A 16,522-nucleotide genomic window follows, 5' to 3' on the forward strand; every position below is an offset into this window, starting at 1 on the left:
TCACTTAATGCTTGTCATCATTAGGTATATGCTTTATTAATCTTGTAAATGTATTGCTTATCTGGAGATGATTATGCGTTTTTTGACAAATGATGAGAGAGAAATCCTTCTCAAGCTGAATACCGTCAACAAAGACGCTATGTACTTCCGGGAAGACAGTGAGAAGGAAGCAATTCTTAGCCTCTGCGAACTCCGACTGTTGTGCGATCCTCACCAAGAAGACGATACTTCCGCTTACCTGACGAAGATCACCGACAAGGGCGTAAAAGTGGCCAAGCTCGGAGGGTATCTATCCAGTCCGCATTTTGCTGAAATCGACATGGTGCACTACAAATGGGCTGCTGATGCTGGTCGTGAAAGCCGCGACGCCACCGCAAGCTTTGAAGATTACTCTGAGGCTGCAAAAGTTATCGTAGCGATGAATGCAAAAATTAAGCAGCTAGAAAAACAGGTCTCTGTAGCGAAACGTAATGCGGAGAAATCCCATGCCTGAGAGCAAGTGCCCAACATGTGGTCACGAACCCGATGGTGCTGTAGCCTCCACAGGCTCCAATTCAGATCGCTATCTGGACATGCGGATCCCCGAGCATCACTGGCCGGTCTTCAAAATGATGTTCCGACAGATGAACACCAAGTTTGGAATGATGGGGCTCGGGGATTTCGCAAACCTGCTACCGGGATATGAAGACAAGCTTCCGCTGGACCAATCCAAACTGCGCTATGTCGATGATGTCACCTTTGCCTACGCGCTTCTCGCGATGGAACGCGGGTATCGCATTGAAACGGTAATCGAGCCTGGTGGGCGTGCTGACTATAACGGTGTTGAACGTGTGAAAGTGCATGCCGAACTCACGCATCCAGACAAAGAGAAGCCTATTCATCTGACGATTTCAGATTGCGCCTATGAAGATGCAGCTAAATACATCTGCGAATATCTGGAAGAAGCTAGCGAAAGATATGCACCTTTGGATGATCCGCAAACCGGACTCTGAACCGGCACGAAGACATTAAGATTGCATCGGAAGTGTATGATTTCCGGTAAAAATATATATTAGGGAACCGGACATTTAACCGGCACAAAATTATGAGCAAGAAGTACGGGCGCACATATCATCTACCAGGCTCACCTGGTGCCACGAGTGATGACAAGATTCTCAAGTCCCTGTCTGCTTTCGAGCAGGACGGCGGCGTTGATGTGGTGGCTACCGAAAAAATGGATGGCGAAAACACCACTATTTATGACGGTGGCACCCATGCGCGGAGTGTCGACGGACGCTATCACCCCTCTCGGGATCGCATGAAGGCCTTCGCAGCGGGCATCTCCCCTATGTTGGCGGCCAATGAGCGCATTGTGGGCGAGTACCTCTATGCGAAGCACTCCATTGCCTATGATGGGCTGCCTCACTTCTTCATGGGGTTTGCCTGGATCAAAGATGAGGTGATCCAATCCTGGGATGATACCATGCAGCGGTTTAGTGAGCTTGGCATCGTGCCGGTTCCGGTTCTCTGGCGCGGAAAGTTTGATATCCGTCAGATTGATGCGCTTGTCAGCGGACTGGATCTTGAACAGCAAGAAGGCTTCGTTGTCCGGGTGATGGATGCTTTCCATGAGGACCAAATGGTAACCTCCATGGGCAAGTATGTCCGCGAAGGTCATGTTCAGACGGAAACTCACTGGATGCATCAAGAGATCATCCCAAACACATTCAAGATGTGAGCTGATAAGGATAGTAAGATGTTAGATTGTCATGACCTGGATGGCGAGTGGCTCGCAACCGTTACAGGTGGGTTCAGAACCCGTGGCAAGACCATGGATGAAGCAGTGCGCAAAATGCGTGACTTCCTGCAAGACGAGCGCCCCGAAGTCTATGAAGCCCATATGGATGCACTCGAAACCTACTCGCATCCTATGGAACCATCTGGGACTGTTATGGACCTAGTGAAGATGATCAAGGAGCGGCATCGCAAAGAGGCCCACGAGGAACTGTGCGAGATTTCAAAATCGATTGATGAGCAGGTCGCGATCAACGATACTGAAGCCCTCAGTAAGCTGACAGGCCTGAACCTCGACCAAGGCAAGGCGATTACTAAGCTTCAGGCTGAGGACTTTACCCTCAATAAGGTGGACGAAGTGATTGCCGAAAATGGGATCGTAAATGATTTATTGGATGCTATTGCGCTGCACCTAACGGAAGTTACGGCTGCACCAGAAAAATATAATATCGACTACAAGCAGGAGATCTCGCTGATCTACGAAGACCTCGAGGAATACCTGCCGCCGGAACCAAAGTTCTAGCGGACCACCCCCCAGGTGCCATTGGCGCTCTGGCTACTAATATTATGAAAGGATAAGATCGTGAACGTAACTGATTATTTGGCTTCCCTGAAAGAGCATCGCGAAACCGCATACAATAGCCTTTGTCACACATCGGAGATGTTCAGTGAAAAAGTAGCGGCGGGTGATGCCGTGTCTATGAGCATGCTCCATCACCTTCATGTCGAACAAGGTAAGGGAGTCTGGAAGATTAAGGCTCAAGATCTAGTGATTGAAAAAGCAAACGACGTGATCTCAAAAGGTGGATCCATGTCTGATCTAGAGAAGAAGATGTCCATGCTCCTGAAAGATGTTGTATGCTCACCGGATGGATTTGATCCCGAGTACATGAAGGAGATTGCGTGGATTTGCCGTGAGCTCGAAGAATTTCTGGACTCCGAAACCTTACCACTTCTCCGGTCCAGATTTTGACACGTAATCTCGGTAAGAAGATAAACTCACAGAACGTGCAATAAGAGGGAGCGAAGCCGATGATAGCAAATGTACGCCGTGGAGCAACAATTGAGCGAGTCGAATATCACATCACAGTAAACCGATTGCCGGGCAGTGATGCGGGCGTGGTCGCTTACAATTGGCGCAGCGGCAAGCTGTCTGTTGCAGACGGGACATCGCAGCACATGAACGTACATGCGGCAATTAATGGTCTGCGTGAAACGAACAATTCATAAATGAGTGAGAGGCATGATGTGGCGCGTCAAGAAGTGGTATTTGCAGAGGCTGGCGGATGAAGCCCGAAGAATGTCTAGGGCGCACTACAATATCGCTCGCAATGCTTTAAGCGACCATGAAGCAAAAAAGGAGGGTTGGAGTGTCTGATATATTGAAAAGAGATTGGGATCGCCTCATGGCTTGCCCTTGGGGTGATTGTCCATGGCGGCAGTGCCCTTGGAGCCAGTGTCCATGGAAAGATGACGAGGGAACTATGCGGTCTCTCTGAGGCCCTCAACGACGACATCTCCGCAGGTCGCACGGCGAACCTGACCTCTTATCCGCCCAAGCTCGGCCGGGTGATCGAAATTATGAAAGACCAGGATTTCGTTATCAAGCTTGCGAAGAACTGCAATGATCCCGAGTACTTTGCTTGGGTTGACGGTATATAGCCATCATGACAAACAAGGAAGCCTCCGATGAGCATCAAGATATACTCAGGTTTTAAGTTCAACACCTCGAACTTCGGTGATGTTCAGGCCTACGTGAACAACTGGCGATCTCGTATTGGTGCGCTGGCTCTGGAGAAGGCAAATAAACGTCTTGCACTAAGGGTAGTAACGGCTATCGATAAAGCAGATGTGCGGTCAGCGCTTACGCCTGATCTGCCTATTGAGACCCTCAAGGATAGTGTCAGCCCCCTTTTCGTCATCCGCAAAGAGATGCGTGATCAGGCACGGGAAGATCAGAAGAATGGTTACAGAAACATCGAAATGGATTTCGATTTTGAAGTCGATCTGATCTATAATGACGGTGCGTTCTACGGGGTTATCAGAACCGATCAGAGTGATTGGAGAGAAGCGTGGGTTTCCTCTGAGCGCGATGTCTCCGACTACTCATACTGGGATAATTGCGATCATCCTGATGATGTAAGTGATGATGAGTGGCGCGAGCGCGGAGAAACCTGGGAAAAGCTTTTGAAGGATTCCAAGTGGCGACCTGCGTACGCTGGGTTTACCTGCGTCATTCATAATTCGATGGATACGAGCTATAAGATGGGGCAACCGGATGAAGTGGTTTTCTTCCAACCTGATTTCGAAGCTCGCCTTTCCACAGTTGTCGAGATGGCATTTGCGGATCGCCACATGACGCTTCCCGAAACAGCCAATTTTGATGCTTCTTGGTTTATGAAAGAGCGCTCGAGGGTCATGAAGATGCTGCGATCAGAAGATCACGCTGAGGAAGTTGCAGAACTCACGGAGGCTTGCAGAGGAATTCTTCGACCCCGGATTTCAGAAAAAGACCTTAAGTCTAATTATGAGCCAAATCCGTACGAAACAGGAGCGCAAGGACCGTCCGGCCCCTGATTCAAAGCCAAAATGAAGACTTATTTCGAATAAGTCTTTGCCACCTATGAATACCCATGATATGTTCATGTATAAATCATGGAGCCAAATAATGTCTGAGACCGTTTCCAGTAAATCCAGTGCTATTGGGCCCTGCACTCGACAGGCCGTTCAGATGCAGACGCTTCATAATCTGATGATCGGGGTTGCATCCATGTCGGCCGATCTGATCCCCGGTGAAGTCATGAAAGAATGGACTGAGCGCATTCACAAACTTCAAGACGAGGCGGCCGCAACGTACAGCCATCCGTCTGCTGAAACGAATGTGACATCCACTCTCTCTAAGCCCATCGAATGGCGGAAGGGCTGGATGTCGGAGCTTCCAAACTGGAAGCATGAGCACTGGGGTGGGCTGACGTCGTTTGGCACGTACATCGTACAGAAATCATGGCACGACAGATATCTGGCAACCGCTTTATCAGGATCCTTCATTGTGGGCTCTTCTATTGAGACGCCTGAGGAAGCTTTTCAGTTGTGTCAGGATGATCTCGATAGCCGCATTAAAGAGATGCTCCTCTGACCGCTTGAAGTGTGCAGATTTCGCTCGCATCTAGCCAGAGAACAAAGAAGGATATTTGAGTATGCCATTAGAAGACATGACATGGGGTCAACTCCAAGATGACGCGTCCCTACTCCACTGCATGGAGCCTGAGCAGGCCCATGATTACCTAGCTCGTAAGGTCTTTATGGACTTTGATGCGACGAAGGGAAAAGCCCACGACAAAAGCCTGGATGAGTTTCGTGACAAAACACTGATCCCTGCTATTTTTGCAGTGGCCTCACTTTATGTTCCTGAGCTTCGCTCTGATGTAGAGCTGCGAAATAAGGCACTGCCGGAGATCTGGAAGACTGTCATGTACCAGCTCGTACTCAGCGATGATCTACCTGCCTTGGATGACCCTGAGCGCGACAAGAAGGCCTTGTTGATGATGACGGACATGATCAAGGACATGGTGAAGCCATCAGCTGAAGTGAGCGATGAGCCCGAAGCACCGGCTCCAGGCTTCTAAGTCAGACAAGATTGCAAAGATTGGAGACAGGTCATCCTATTTTGGTGGCCTGTTTTCTTTTTGCAAGGAAGGATCGTAGATTGCTTCTTGAACTCTAGAGGCAAGAAATATGACACTTGAACAGATCAGATACGAAAAGGCGAATGAAGCAGTATGCGAAAACTATGATTTCGATGGTGAAGTCGTGGCTGCTATCGATTGGCAGGTCTATGAGAACGAAGGCCGCGAGCGCATCGCCAATGTCTACTTTGAAGACGAAGAGAACAGCGAACGATCAAAACTCGGCCACGCCATCGTAAGGTTTGAGCCCGGAAGCGACGAGATTACTGAAGTCTATGCGCACGTGGATGGACACGACATCGGTTCTTACACCCCGCCTGTCAGCCCGGCGCCAGGGCGCTAAACGCCATCGATCCAGTAATGCTTTGGATGGGAATCTGTGCATTTGATGGCGTCCTGCTCACACAAAAACGTCAGCGATCTATACAGGGTGGCTGACGATAATGACACGCATCTGGGATGTTCAGAAACCATTTGCGCTGTGATGGCCCTACCATCAACCTCTTTCGATAACTCAAATAACGCGTAGTAGATCCAAAGATCACGGTCAGAAGCCTTATCCAAATTCAAAGACTTGGACATTTCATATAGCACTTCTTTTAGTCGATAAAAGCGTTCGATTGTTTGTCGCTTATTAGAGCGGTGCTGGTCTGACATCGTGAAATTTGGGGTACCGGATCGCCATAGTGCCCTCTCTCCTGGAGTGTGGGTTAAACATGATGTGATCGTACTCTCACGTTCTGGTTACTTTAAACTGTTCTGCTTGGAAGGAGTGCTATCTTACAACAAAGAGAACAGGAAATTCCAAATGAATGCTATCATAAAACGACTATTTTCTTGGATATTTTTCACTTCTGCTGTTTTTTTTGCCACAGTGTGCAGTGCGAATACAGTCCACAATGTGAACGCGGGGGTTGTTTCGGTTTCCTCTCTTGGCGCCTCTGACGGCATCGCGTCTTTGTTCATAGATGTCAGGCTGAAGTCAGAATGGCAGACTTACTATAAGTCATCAGAAAAATATGACACTCACATGAAACTTCTGTGGCCGGAAGAACTGGAAGACAAAGTTTCCTTCTATGATATCGATTGGCCTCCGTACATTGAGCGGGACTACTATGGCGAACAGATCAAGGTATATCGAGATCAAGTTCTAATTCCTGTTTCGGTGACCTTTGAAAATTATGATGACGTCCCAGAGGAGTTGGAGTTCGAACTAGAGATATTCTTTTGCTCCAATGTCTGTATGAAAGAGAACCTACCTGTAAAAGTGGAACTCTAGTCAAGGAACGCAAAGCACCCGGCCAACCCGGCGGGGAGAACGAGTAAGGTGCCCGCCTTGTAAGCCTCCAAAGCGACACCGGTCTCTTCGCTTTTTACTGTCATCCAGAACTTCCCTTTGTCTGTTACCGCAACACCTTCGGGAAGTTCTCTAAGTACGCTTTGTGCAGGAAATATGAAGAGAAGATCTTCTTGTTGATCAGACATGATCGTGACGGTCGCCAGAAGGGCAATCCAGGAAAAGATCACCAAAGCTAGACCACCAAGCCATCCCCTAATAGTCATGGATGTGTTCCAGGGTGAGGCCCTTAGCTTCCAAGCCACGCAGCAAGTCCGAAAGGTCAGGCACTTTTGTTAGTACTAGGTGTCGGTAATCCTCAAAGCCTTGTCGACGAACACTGACAACAGATCCCTCTAGGTCTGCCCCTTCAGAAAGCACCGTCAGGAGTATGTCGTCATTCCCTGCGATCTCGATGAAATCTACACCTTGGTCGGCCATATTCTTCAAAAGGTGGGTTAGTGCGCGATACCTCGGTGTTTCGATCTCGATCCCTGATTGGTGGCTTTCAATGAAACCTGTTTCAGGGAAGTCGACCAGATCCTGCTCACTGATACCGGTCACCACCATATTCAGACGCAACGCATCCGGCGCCATGGTTCCGACCGCGCTTTCGATGACCTTTGCATAGCCAGCTTTCACTCCGTATTCGATGCACAGCGCAAAACGACGCTCTCGATCTCTGAAGCTATCGGTGGAGGCTGCCTTCAGCTCTGATTTGTCTTTATCGAAGTCCCATTGGTACCAAGGCACCTGCCTAAGAAACTGACTGTATTCTAAAGCCTGGCGTGCGGAGACCCTATCCAGCACTGAAGGTCCCTCACCCCGAATGATCGTGGCTACCCTCCCCACGGTCTCTTCATAGGCAGCCTTCGCCAGCATCTCTGCTGTGAAGCTTACCCCAATCGTGTAGATCGTTGTTTTAATGTCCCCGGAGAAACCTCCATGGGACCCTGAGGCTTCCGATAAGCCGCATAGGGAGCCCCAAAACCCTGATATGGCAGACAGGTAGGAGAAATCGTGCGGATCGCCCGTACGGACCACCTCAGCGTATTCTTCATAAGCATGCACGATGTGCCATTCAGGATAGGTCATCAGTGTCCGACCCTCATCCCGATGTTTGTCATCAGGCAGGATGGATTTGTAGTCATCCTTATCAATCGAAGGACGACATGAGGTCTCCACATAACCAAGTGGCGCCAAGAGGGCTAACACCATAGCGGTGCTGCCCAGCGCGGCCCATTTCAGGAACCTCTTCATTCATCACTGCCGAAGCGAAGACCGGTATAGAACGCGACGACCCCAAGAGCTATGTGAGGCAGGTTGGCAAGTGCTCTGAAAACGGTGAAGGACAGGCCTTCCATTTTGTTCGTGAAGACTCCGAGATCCAGGTAGCCGTATCCAGTGATGTATCCGATCACGCCGTCACCCAGATAAAGTGCACCGAAGACGATCAAGAAGAATTTGGAAGCCCTTACTCCCAGCAGACCGGCTGCCAAAGCCCATAGGGCAGAAGCCAAGTGAAGTGCGTCATCATATGGATCGAGAGCAAATATTCCGAAAGCCAAACCCTCAGCGTCTGTGATGCCCGGGATGTAATTCAGCAGCGCTGCACCCAAAAGTATGATGAAGTATACTAAAGCTATCTTCTGTATCGTTTTCATATTTTTCATAGCTTATCCAAATAATTATTCCAGAACCCGTTTTGGTAAATCAACTTGGGATCTAACTGTCTCTTCTTTAAAACGAACTCCTCCGCACGCGGATAGGCTAATAACAATTGCTCCAAAGTGGCATGGGGACGATACGGCAGGTAGTAGCTTCCTCCAATACTTAAGACGCCATCTATGAGTTCCCGGGTCATGCGTGTCATGTCCGCTTCACCTCTAGAGGTCATCTCTTGGCTAAACGACATAACGGCAGCGATGCGCGGTACCGGGGCATAGGACAGCAAGCTTTCGGGATCCCTATCCACAAACCGCAGGGTCACATTCAGAAATTCTTGGTAGGACGCAGGGATGACCTGGCGGCAGACATCCACAAAGTCAGCAAAGCGATTTGGTGCCACGAAATACTCATGCAGGATATCGGTTCTAAGCGGATCGCGATCATCAAGTGTTGCGACCGGCTCGTTAATCAAACTGTTGCGGGTAGATGCCCCTGCAAGCATGGGGTTGAGGTCAGCTTCCATTTTCCAACGCAGCTTCTTCATCCTCTCATTACCGAGCTGGGCACGATAGATGTGGCTTGAAAGATGAGACATCATGCCGGAGCCGCTGGCAGCCGGAATATTGCTTTGGTCAGCACTCGGCCGATATGTGATGACGAGAGCATCCTTCATGAAGTTCCCTCTATCCACATTGGCACGGCCGTAGGCCATGGTGACCCCCTCTTCATTGAGAGCTTCCACGAACCGGTTGCCGAAGTCCTTCGATGATACCTTCTCAAAGGTAGGCTCAAGCATCTGGTTTTTGGCTAAGTCGACTTCCAGCTCGGTGATGATGCCGATCAGGCCGTAGCCACCCATCGCCATTTGGAAGAGATCAAAGTTTTTATCGCGGGAGCACGTGATCAGGTCACCGCTTGGCATCATAATTTCACAGGATCGAACTGTGCTTCCCATGGGGCCCTTCTTTACTGGCCATCCATGCGCGTTCACACAAAAGGTAGCCCCTACTCCAAAGTCGTTGTTTGACTGCATGACCATCGGGCTAAGCCCTAGGGGATCCACACGACTGATGACCTGGGCCCAAGTGACCCCAGAAGACACCCTCATTCGGGATTGCGCGGTATCGACGGCGATGTCGTCACTAGAGATCGTGATCGCGGTCCCGTCCCGGGGAATGGCATGACCGCCCATAGAGTGTCGAGCGGCTCCCACGTTCATAGGTCTGCCCTCAAACCTTGCCTCTGTCATCTCTTGTCGAAGCCTAGAGACCAGCCGCTCTTTGGTGTTGGCTTCTACGATAATATGTTTGGATACAGGAGTGTGGCTGAGACCACTGGCATCATTCAGGAAGGAAGGCGACGTTTTTTGGGAGAGCGTACCTGCCCCGGTCATATCCGGAGCAGGATTAGGTAGCTTGAAGACGCCCCATGCGCCGAGAGCGGCTCCACCACCGAACAATGCTGTTCGTCTTGTGATCTTTCCCATGCCCGTAACCTCCCAGCGCTATACCAGGATAATTTAAGGCGACGATATTAAAAGCGCTTTAGGGGGCGTAAGCGGCATCAGGAGCGAACTCGTTGTCACGCACCGCGATGAAGACCCGGTCGGAGATGATCGTGGCGATAGCCTCTGACTTCTGGAAGTCTTCGATGGTGTATTCTTCGAACAAAAGGTCAGCCGAGTATCCCAGGTTCAGGTTGAAATCGAACTGGAATTTCTGGCTATCCTCATCGAACTGAGCGCTCTCCAGCTCGATCCCCATGATCTCTGCGCTGGGCATGCGCATGGCTGCCTTGGCCAGTCCTGCGTGGATGGCGCGTGTGGCTGCTGCTTTGTGGTCCAGCGAGCGCATTGCGATGTTCGCGACTTCCGTTGTATCCATGAGTAAACCTCTACCTGAAAATTATAGCTAAGAATATATGTTCTATAGTGCATGTATATATTGGCTTGCGCAAGCACAAACACACTGCTAGAAAGATCTCATGAATAATATCATTGGATTTATCTTTATGGCCGCTGATAGCAAGGGTATGGACGTTCCGTACCGTACAAAATGTGGCCCTTGGACGCGAGCGGCAGCAGTATGACGAAAAACCTTCTTGATCGATCCCTTAAGGCGCTTTCTTCCCTGACTAGCTATGCGAAATGGCAGATTTCTGAAGGTGACACCCATCACCCGACATTGCCAAGTGCGCTGGCGCAGGCGGAGAGCGTGTTGTTCGACGCCAAAGAGCCAGAGGTGAAGTCGACCACGACTGTGATGATCGACGACCAGGAATATGAAATCGAGGGATGCCCTTTCTGCGGCTCGGCGCCTGAGTTTGTTGAGCGTGCAGGCGACGCCTTTGGCTTCCGGTGCACCTGTGCCAGCAAGCGGTACATTCAGACCTACTACGATACCAGCATCAATGACCGGACCGGCCGCATCGAAAGCGCCGTTGCCTCATGGAATAATCGATCCTGAACCACAATTGATTTCTAGAAGGAATTCGACGAATGGAACCAAGATACAGAAATGGTCTGGATGCGGTAAACCAGCGTTTATCTATTGAAAGCCTCATCGGCAAGACAGTCGAGATCGTCAACCATGAGGACTGCATCGATTCCAACATCGGTTATGGAAAGACGGGGATGAAAGCTCGCATCTGTAATGCAATCACATTCTTGCAGCCTGACGTCAAAGCTGGCGATTACAGTCGACCCATCTCAATGGTAGAGCTCGACTACACTTCGTTTGGGGATCATAATCGAAAATTAGAAGATAGCGGATGGTGCGATACAAATGGTGAAGGCGACTTCACTTGCAGAAGCCTAGGTCTCTATACTGGCCGAGACATGTGCGTAGTTGACCCCAGAGATCCACTCGCAGGAATGAAAGTCATTGAAGGAGATCGCAAGAATGGTTGAAGTCGTCACATCATGGAAAACCCTGTTTCAGCTTGCAGCCAAAAGCGGCAAAGCCAAGATGGCGTGGCTGAAGACCCCGACCGAGGAAAATAAAGCTGCCTACGACGCGGCCGTGAAGGAGCACGATGACTACCGCGATGTTTGCCTCGAAGCAGATCGCATGATCCACCTTGCCGGTGTGTTCGATCCAACTTGTAGAAGTCGTTTAGAACAAAGGTGAAGGGAACCATTTATGGCCAGTAAGTCGCCAGACGTACTTCCGACCACGAAGGACAAGGCTTTAGACGCCGAGATCAGAGCTTCTCAGTGGCTTGCTTCGGCTAATGAGCTATCAGAACGCGGCAGTACGGAGAAGGCCGAAGAACACTATCGGAAGGCTCAGTTCTGGCTTGATCGCTACAACAAGCTTGCGGGAAACCTTTAGTGCCGGTTGTGAGAAAACCAGTTTTGTCATGAAAGATGACTGCTATGCGGACTAATTTTGAAGGATCATTGTGCGAATTTAATATTTGGATTCAAAGCGATAGAGAATGATCGGATGCAGCCACCATGAATATGGGTGGCTACTACAGGGGGGAAGCCCGATATGCAGTGAGTTACGGCGGTGCAGCCATCCCTATGGGTGGCTACTACAGGTAGGACTGCCGACCGAAGCATTATAGATGCAAGTGCAGCTAACCAGATATTCGGTGGCTACTAGAGAAACGTGATGATGCCGCTTACACAAACACTATGTGCAGCTACCAGGATTATGGGTGGTTACTACAGAGGAGCAGCTGCGCTGCGCCTGCGGTGGGTATATTCAGCTACCACAATATTGGTAGCTACTACAGGTCTATTACTTTGAATGACGTGCAAGGACTTGGATGCAGCCACTCTGATTGTGGGTGGCTACTAAAGGAGAAAGTTGATTATACTGCGCATGGCTGGTGATGCAGCCATCCTGAATAAGGGTGGTTACTACAGGTTGGAAGGAAAGACGCCCTAGTATTGAGAGAGATGCAGCCATCCTTGGGGTGGTTACTAAAGGTATCGGCGCTTGGCTTCTGCCTTCGTGAATGAAACAGCCACCCTAGGAATGGATGGCTACTACAGTTGGGAACAGCTACGCATGCTGATGCGTCGTGATCAGCCATCAAAATAGTTGGTGGCTACTAAAGGAAGGGTGCCATTGCTGTTCCGTATTCGTCGAGTTCCAGCCATCCAAACTATGGGTGGCTACTACAGATCCCAAACGGCCTCCGCTTCGCCAAGCCAACAGACAGCTATCCCGATTTGGGTGGCTACTACAGACTGCGAGGGCCACACGATGAGCTTGCAAAGGACGCAGCTATCCTGAGAGTGGGTGGTTACTAAAGGACGCAGGCGCTTAGAGCGTGTACGCGGGCAGATGCAGCCATCCTGAATATGGGTGGCTACTAAGGTTGGGAAGCGATGGTGCTATTTTCCTACGCGGTGCAGTCACCCAATATATGGGTGGCTACTACAGGAGAGAACCTTCAGAGGTCTGCTGATCGCATATATGCAGCAGACCTGAGTTTGGGTGGCTACTACAGGCACATCCATTTGAGATAGTAGCCCCGGCCACTGGTGCAGCCATCCAAAATATGGGTGGCTACGAATACAATGAGAACTTCCCGCTGGGGCCTTACAAAGAAGGCCCGCTTGACGGGTTTTCTCCCACAGGTCTGACAGAGCACAAGATCGGCTCAAAGTTACCATCAGCATTCTTAGCCATGGCAATCTGTGCCTCGACGTCTTGGAATTCAGGCTCTGTCAGATAGTAGTCACCAGCCCCGACGAAGCGAGAGACATCCTTCACATAGCTCAAGATTGCTTTCTCAATGGCAGTAGGGTCATCCCCTGATAGATCGGCATAGTGACAGCCATGATTCATCTGGGTTTCCATAAACATGCCGCCTTCAGGAGCAAACACTATCTCCATGAAGATCATGCCCACATCACGCGTATGCATGGTAACCGCTGCCATGCGGCAAACAGCTTCGCCTTTTACATAAAGATCTTGGGAGGCATTGAAGTCCTTGAACTTCTCCTTGTGCTCTAGGAATTCCTGCGCAATTTTATCCGCAACTGCTCGATCAATCATATTTATCTCCTGTTGAGAGCAACATGCCTAATTCTCGGAAACAATCAAGGGTCGGCCCGATAGGTTTGCAACATTCATATTTCTTCGGCATATGACCCAACAAAGAGGAGAGCAACATGTCTAATTACAAGGTTTTCACCAAAGAATATGATCGGGTGATGCATGTGTCTGAGTATAAGGAAGACTTCCATAAGCAGGATCCTGAGATGCTCAATCGACTTAAAGTCATGCTCGATCCCTTTATGACCAACATTGATATCGAGATCAGCGATCCTGAGGAGCCACGGACCTTCCTTCTCGATTGCTCAGGATCAATGCGAGGTAAGACGATTGCAACCCTTATTGCCGGAATGGTCGAGACGGGGAACGCGCTACACAAGGCTGGCACTCCCTTTGAGATATTGGGTCACACCACAGCAAAGTGGAAAGGCGGCCGCCCCTACCAGGAATGGATGAATGTAGGAAGACCAGAGAAGCCAGGTCGCCTCAATGAGCTACTTCTTTATGTCATCAAAGAGCGTGACGAACCATGGCCAGAGGCACGTGAAAACCTTCTTGGACTACTGCATGATAAGGCTTTGAAAGAGAATATTGATGGTGAAGCTATTGAGTGGGCGAGTGAACGCATGCGTGCGCACGAGCAGCCTGGTAAACTCGTGATCGTATCGGATGGCAAACCAATGGACGATGCCACGATTGCATACAATAATATTGATCTGCTGAAAAATCACCTTCGGGAAGTGATAGAACACCAAAAGTCCATTGGTCTCGATTTTGATGTTGTAGCGATCAATAATGGCTACGGATTCCCCGATTCCGCTTATCCTGAATATCATTCGGTGGACATGCGCGACACCGGCAAGCAACATGAAAATACTGTGAGTATGATCACTCAGATCCAGGCCGCCATGTCGAACCCAAAATCAGACCTTAGCGCTGACTCTGCCGGAATGGGCATGTAACCTATAAGGCTATACGGTAACCTTCAGGGCTTTGGCGTTGGAGGTTGCCGACTGGCCTTGCAAGCTAACAATAAAATTGCACTCAATAAGTGGGCGCAATACGCAATAAATTTATTGTGCTCCCCATGAAAGGGTGAAAGAATTTCATCAGTAATTGGACCGGAGTAATGTGTATGACTAGGCTTCTAGTAGATCAGAAGAATGATGACAGCACTGTCGTGGTCGCTGAGAGGCTTAAGGCTATCCGCACGGTGACTGGTCTGAATAAGAAGGGTTTCGCGGAAAGGGCTGGCATTACCGAGCAAACCTACGGCCCGTTTGAGAATTCGAAGCGTGAGCTATCACTCTTGGCAGCTAAGAAGCTTCGGAAAACGTATGATCTGTCCTTGGACTTCTTATATTTTGGCGTAATCTCAGATTTGCCATCTCGATATATCGAATCTTACTTGAAAACAGAAATTACGGACGATCCTTAGTCGGAGGCTTTGGAAGTGTTTCGTAGTCCACGAGAATTTTCGGAACTTCAAGTACGGTCTGCATAAAGTGATCCGTATCCTTGAACTTCGGGATAACGCTCCATTGTGAGATTTCACCAATCTCCACCGTTGGGTTTCTATCAGCTTCTTCATCGAGAACGACCGGGTAGTTCAAGAAGTCTTTGATAAGCTGGCGCATCCAATATCGGGCTCCATAATTGCTATCAAAATATGACACGTCATGAGGCGCCCAACCCTCTGCGGAATCCGACCTGTATCGGGTCCAGATGCTGCCCTCTTCGCTAAAGACAACATCGTAGAATTCGTCTTCGCTCTCGACAGCTGGGTCATCCCGCAGTTGAATTTCAACAGACATGAGAACCGCCTGACGTTCTTCCGGGTCACCAGCTAGAAAGACCTCATAGGAAGCCTTCAAGCTCTCTACGAGGTCTTCGATCTTCTGATCTACATCTTCTATGCCAATTGGCTTCAGAGGATCCTTATGATCAGGCATCTCCCACATTAGGGGGACGGAAATGAAGCCGTGTTGTCAGCTTCTTCATCAAGCGTCTGGGACACATCCATGAAGTGAGGATTCATCTTCTTCTTGATGGTCCACGTCATGCTGTCGCCCATCGAACCGATATGATCGGAAATATCGGAAACATCATAGGTGTCGCCCTCGTAATCATATTCTGTTTGGACATAGGACAGGACGATTTTCTCAGCTTGCTCTTCAGTAGAGGCGACATCCACAATGATCTCGTGATCAACGACCATGGCAACCACATAGGTCTCCACGACCTCATCCAGCAGGTCTCCGAATTTCTTGTTAGCTTCCGAAGCCAGGTTCGCCGCTTCATGACGAGCGTCACGGTGACCAAGCTTATACTGTTGGGAAGCCCCATCCATATTGATGTTGACGATCTTGCGGTGTAGGTCATTTGAAATGTCTCTTACGCGACCGTGAATTTTGTTTGTCATATTTTCTGCCTCTATAGATTACTCTAGCTTGGTCTAACCATGCTTTCTGATCATCATATCAATTTATGATTGCTTATAACAACCATATTCCGACCTCCAAAACAGGCCTTAGTCTTCTGACATTATCAAGAAGAGCACGCACAAAAGTGTTAGAGATATTGCTCCGACTATGGTCATTGTCGGGTCTCGCAACCTTCTTGGGCCAGGCGCTCAGCTTTAACCCGAGCTGCTATTTCACTCAGGTTCTTGTGTCTTACCTCATCGGTCAGCTCGTTACGTCTTGCTTTTTCGGCATCCCGTTGGGCTTGAATACGATTTCGTGCGAGTTCAAATAGGTAGTGCGCGAACATGGTTGCAGCGATACAAGATAGTGCCGCCAACATGAATGGAGCACCCAAAGCAATCGCGATGTCAAAAATAACGATTATGCCTACTGTATATAGGCAAGATACAATAAATCTATCAAGCATATCGCGTCCTTTAAAAATATGGTAGGAAAACTGGCTTTGACATACAGGTTCCCTGTGATCGTAATTGCTTACGATCATCATAGATGTGGCCGCTTAAGACAGAATTAAGACGATGCCATTTCCGGAGCTTTCAAAGAGACTTCTTGAGAATA

The 16,522-nt window shown here is 49.4% G+C and carries 26 protein-coding genes; 17 read left to right on the top strand and 9 right to left on the bottom strand.

The window, feature by feature from the left end:
* Nucleotides 1-73 precede the first annotated feature (73 nt).
* The 11 genes from J7392_RS00235 to J7392_RS00285 all read left to right on the top strand — a co-directional run bounded on the left by J7392_RS00235 (nt 74) and on the right by J7392_RS00285 (nt 6,738).
* Nucleotides 74-493, top strand: coding sequence for a hypothetical protein (locus J7392_RS00235; RefSeq protein ID WP_209215560.1), 420 nt, complete (start codon nt 74-76; stop codon nt 491-493).
* Complete coding sequence (locus J7392_RS00240; RefSeq protein ID WP_209215561.1) at nt 486-992, top strand: hypothetical protein; 507 nt, start codon at nt 486-488, stop codon at nt 990-992. The genes J7392_RS00235 and J7392_RS00240 overlap by 8 nt, the downstream gene beginning before the upstream one ends.
* Nucleotides 993-1,084: 92 nt before the next feature.
* Nucleotides 1,085-1,717 (top strand): RNA ligase family protein, encoded by a 633-nt coding sequence (locus J7392_RS00245; RefSeq protein WP_209215562.1) that lies wholly within the window; start codon nt 1,085-1,087, stop codon nt 1,715-1,717.
* A gap of 18 nt (nt 1,718-1,735) precedes the next feature.
* A complete protein-coding gene (locus tag J7392_RS00250) occupies nt 1,736-2,296 on the top strand; it encodes a hypothetical protein (RefSeq protein WP_209215563.1) in 561 nt (186 codons plus the stop codon).
* 60 nt (nt 2,297-2,356) lie between these two features.
* Nucleotides 2,357-2,746, top strand: coding sequence for a hypothetical protein (locus tag J7392_RS00255; RefSeq protein WP_209215565.1), 390 nt, complete (start codon nt 2,357-2,359; stop codon nt 2,744-2,746).
* A 59-nt stretch (nt 2,747-2,805) separates the two neighbouring features.
* Complete coding sequence (locus tag J7392_RS00260) at nt 2,806-3,003, top strand: hypothetical protein (protein WP_209215567.1); 198 nt, start codon at nt 2,806-2,808, stop codon at nt 3,001-3,003.
* Nucleotides 3,004-3,462: 459 nt separating this feature from the next.
* On the top strand, nt 3,463-4,350 hold the full coding sequence (locus J7392_RS00265) for a hypothetical protein (RefSeq protein ID WP_209215569.1): 888 nt from the start codon (nt 3,463-3,465) through the stop codon (nt 4,348-4,350).
* 91 nt (nt 4,351-4,441) lie between these two features.
* A complete protein-coding gene (locus J7392_RS00270; RefSeq protein WP_209215571.1) occupies nt 4,442-4,909 on the top strand; it encodes a hypothetical protein in 468 nt (155 codons plus the stop codon).
* 61 nt (nt 4,910-4,970) lie between these two features.
* Entirely contained in the window at nt 4,971-5,399 is a 429-nt protein-coding gene (locus J7392_RS00275; protein ID WP_209215573.1) for a hypothetical protein, read from the top strand.
* 109 nt (nt 5,400-5,508) lie between these two features.
* Nucleotides 5,509-5,802, top strand: coding sequence for a hypothetical protein (locus J7392_RS00280; RefSeq protein ID WP_209215575.1), 294 nt, complete (start codon nt 5,509-5,511; stop codon nt 5,800-5,802).
* 465 nt (nt 5,803-6,267) lie between these two features.
* Nucleotides 6,268-6,738, top strand: a complete 471-nt coding sequence (locus tag J7392_RS00285; protein WP_209215576.1) for a protein-disulfide reductase DsbD domain-containing protein — start codon at nt 6,268-6,270, stop codon at nt 6,736-6,738.
* Here J7392_RS00285 and J7392_RS00290 read toward each other — a convergent pair.
* Genes J7392_RS00290 through J7392_RS00310 form a run of 5 tightly spaced genes read right to left on the bottom strand, consistent with a single transcriptional unit; the run spans nt 6,735 to nt 10,346 of the window.
* A complete protein-coding gene (locus tag J7392_RS00290) occupies nt 6,735-7,022 on the bottom strand; it encodes a hypothetical protein (RefSeq protein ID WP_209215577.1) in 288 nt (95 codons plus the stop codon). The genes J7392_RS00285 and J7392_RS00290 overlap by 4 nt on opposite strands.
* Entirely contained in the window at nt 7,012-8,055 is a 1,044-nt protein-coding gene (locus J7392_RS00295) for a hypothetical protein (RefSeq protein WP_209215578.1), read from the bottom strand. The genes J7392_RS00290 and J7392_RS00295 overlap by 11 nt, the downstream gene beginning before the upstream one ends.
* The gene (locus J7392_RS00300) at nt 8,052-8,468 is read right to left on the bottom strand and encodes a hypothetical protein (protein WP_348540681.1); all 417 of its coding nucleotides are present in this window, start codon (nt 8,466-8,468) and stop codon (nt 8,052-8,054) included. Before J7392_RS00300 ends, J7392_RS00295 begins: the two co-directional genes overlap by 4 nt.
* A complete protein-coding gene (locus tag J7392_RS00305) occupies nt 8,465-9,949 on the bottom strand; it encodes an FAD-binding protein (protein ID WP_209215579.1) in 1,485 nt (494 codons plus the stop codon). The genes J7392_RS00300 and J7392_RS00305 overlap by 4 nt, the downstream gene beginning before the upstream one ends.
* Before the next feature lie 58 nt (nt 9,950-10,007).
* On the bottom strand, nt 10,008-10,346 hold the full coding sequence (locus J7392_RS00310; protein ID WP_209215580.1) for a hypothetical protein: 339 nt from the start codon (nt 10,344-10,346) through the stop codon (nt 10,008-10,010).
* 201 nt (nt 10,347-10,547) lie between these two features.
* On the opposite strand from J7392_RS00310, the gene J7392_RS00315 reads away from it, so the two are divergent.
* The 4 genes from J7392_RS00315 to J7392_RS00330 are packed head-to-tail and all read left to right on the top strand — an operon-like array spanning nt 10,548 to nt 11,795.
* Nucleotides 10,548-10,928, top strand: coding sequence for a Lar family restriction alleviation protein (locus tag J7392_RS00315; protein WP_209215581.1), 381 nt, complete (start codon nt 10,548-10,550; stop codon nt 10,926-10,928).
* Between the two features lie 32 nt (nt 10,929-10,960).
* Nucleotides 10,961-11,371: a hypothetical protein gene (locus J7392_RS00320; RefSeq protein WP_209215582.1), complete on the top strand. Its 411-nt coding sequence runs from the start codon at nt 10,961-10,963 to the stop codon at nt 11,369-11,371.
* The gene (locus J7392_RS00325; protein ID WP_209215584.1) at nt 11,364-11,591 is read left to right on the top strand and encodes a hypothetical protein; all 228 of its coding nucleotides are present in this window, start codon (nt 11,364-11,366) and stop codon (nt 11,589-11,591) included. Before J7392_RS00320 ends, J7392_RS00325 begins: the two co-directional genes overlap by 8 nt.
* Nucleotides 11,592-11,603: 12 nt before the next feature.
* Nucleotides 11,604-11,795, top strand: a complete 192-nt coding sequence (locus tag J7392_RS00330; RefSeq protein ID WP_209215586.1) for a hypothetical protein — start codon at nt 11,604-11,606, stop codon at nt 11,793-11,795.
* 1,224 nt (nt 11,796-13,019) lie between these two features.
* Here J7392_RS00330 and J7392_RS00335 read toward each other — a convergent pair.
* The gene (locus tag J7392_RS00335) at nt 13,020-13,478 is read right to left on the bottom strand and encodes a hypothetical protein (protein WP_209215588.1); all 459 of its coding nucleotides are present in this window, start codon (nt 13,476-13,478) and stop codon (nt 13,020-13,022) included.
* 116 nt (nt 13,479-13,594) lie between these two features.
* Here J7392_RS00335 and J7392_RS00340 point away from each other — a divergent pair, with 116 nt between their 5' ends.
* Both J7392_RS00340 and J7392_RS00345 read left to right on the top strand, forming a co-directional pair.
* Nucleotides 13,595-14,440 (top strand): hypothetical protein, encoded by an 846-nt coding sequence (locus tag J7392_RS00340; protein WP_209215589.1) that lies wholly within the window; start codon nt 13,595-13,597, stop codon nt 14,438-14,440.
* A gap of 173 nt (nt 14,441-14,613) precedes the next feature.
* Entirely contained in the window at nt 14,614-14,916 is a 303-nt protein-coding gene (locus J7392_RS00345; protein ID WP_247744441.1) for a helix-turn-helix transcriptional regulator, read from the top strand.
* Here the strand turns inward: J7392_RS00345 and J7392_RS00350 are convergent.
* The 3 genes from J7392_RS00350 to J7392_RS00360 form a co-directional block, all read right to left on the bottom strand.
* The gene (locus tag J7392_RS00350; protein ID WP_209215591.1) at nt 14,900-15,430 is read right to left on the bottom strand and encodes a hypothetical protein; all 531 of its coding nucleotides are present in this window, start codon (nt 15,428-15,430) and stop codon (nt 14,900-14,902) included. The genes J7392_RS00345 and J7392_RS00350 overlap by 17 nt on opposite strands.
* An 8-nt stretch (nt 15,431-15,438) precedes the next feature.
* The gene (locus J7392_RS00355; protein ID WP_209215592.1) at nt 15,439-15,900 is read right to left on the bottom strand and encodes a hypothetical protein; all 462 of its coding nucleotides are present in this window, start codon (nt 15,898-15,900) and stop codon (nt 15,439-15,441) included.
* 173 nt (nt 15,901-16,073) lie between these two features.
* Nucleotides 16,074-16,370: a hypothetical protein gene (locus J7392_RS00360; RefSeq protein ID WP_209215593.1), complete on the bottom strand. Its 297-nt coding sequence runs from the start codon at nt 16,368-16,370 to the stop codon at nt 16,074-16,076.
* Nucleotides 16,371-16,522 lie beyond the last annotated feature (152 nt).

Origin of the sequence: Sulfitobacter sp. R18_1 (assembly GCF_017743915.1) — a bacterium.
GTDB lineage: Bacteria > Pseudomonadota > Alphaproteobacteria > Rhodobacterales > Rhodobacteraceae > Sulfitobacter > Sulfitobacter faviae.